Source organism: Frankia sp. KB5, from assembly GCF_002099325.1.
GTDB classification, from domain to species: domain Bacteria; phylum Actinomycetota; class Actinomycetes; order Frankiales; family Frankiaceae; genus Frankia; species Frankia casuarinae.
In genome coordinates, this window is record NZ_MRUJ01000154.1 from 1 (window position 1) to 1,272 (window position 1,272).

Here is a 1,272-nt window from a genome sequence, read left to right on the forward strand (position 1 = left end):
GCCCGTACCTCGGCGAAGTCCACCCGACCCGGGTCCAGCCGGACGGGATGCACGCTGGTGAACCAGCCGACCGTACGCGACAGATCCACGTCATCGGCCAGCGGCTCGCGCCCGTGCCCCTCCACATCCACCAGCACCGGGCCTGGCACCCCGCGCCATTCGGTCACCGCCAGCGACAGACCTGTCAGCAGCACGTCGTCGATCCCGGCGTGGAACACCGCGGGTACGGTTGTCAGCAGCGCCGCCGTCACCTCCAGGGACACCGAAAACGACAGCTGCCGCATACTCGACGCCACATCACGGGCCGGATCAAGCGGCCGGTCACCCAACAGGACGTCATCACGGGTAAGAATCCGCTGCCACACAGGCAGTTCCGCCACCCGAACCGGATCCTGCGCCTGAGCCCGAGCCAGCAGAGCCCAACGACGAAACGCCGTCCCCACCGGCTCCAACTCCACCCCACCACCAGCCACACAAGCCGCATAAGCCGCCGCCAAATCCGGCAACAGAATCCGCCAGGACACCCCGTCCACCACCAGATGATGAACAACCAGCAACAGCCGCCCGGAAACCCCCACCCCCCGATCCAGCCACACCACCTGCAGCATCACCCCGGCCTCCGGATCGAGCCGCCGCGCCGCCGACCGGCCCACCGCGGCCACCAGCGAGGTCAGCTCGGGCCCGGTCAGACCGGCGGCGTCCACCCGGTGCACCGACGAGGAGACGTCCAGACCAGGCGGCGGAATGTCCAGCCGCCACGAGGCGACGTCCGGGCCGGGGCACACCAGCCGCGCCCGCAGCGCGTCGTGCCGGTCCACCAGAGCCTGGACCGCCGTGACCAACCGGCCCTCGCCCAGCCCAGCCGGCACGATCGTCAGCACCGACTGGGAGAACCGGCGCAGCCCGGTCCGCTCGGCCACCCAACGCATCACCGGGATCAACGGGACCTCACCGACGGCCAGGTCGTCGACCGCCGGTCCGGCGGGCCTGCTCTCCGCCACCAGCGCGAGGCGGGCGGGCGTCTTGTCCTCGAACACCTGCCTGGGCGTGATCACCATGCCCGCACGGCGGGCCCGGGCCACCAGCTGCATCGACATGATCGAGTCGCCGCCGAGGTCGAAGAAGCTGTCGTCGGCCCCGACGTACTCCAGGTGCAGCAGCTCGGCGAACAGCGCGCACAGCGCCTCCTCGACGGGCGTCCGGGGCTCCCGGCCACCGGCCAGGCCCGCGAAGTCGGGAGCCGGCAGCGCGTCCCGGTCCAGCTTGCCGTTG

The 1,272-nt window shown here is 71.3% G+C and carries 1 protein-coding gene; it reads right to left on the reverse strand.

Annotated features, from left to right (window positions below; genetic code table 11):
• Positions 1-1,272, reverse strand: a 1,272-nt coding sequence (locus KBI5_RS15680; protein WP_241882943.1) for a condensation domain-containing protein, incomplete at both ends; no start/stop codon positions are given.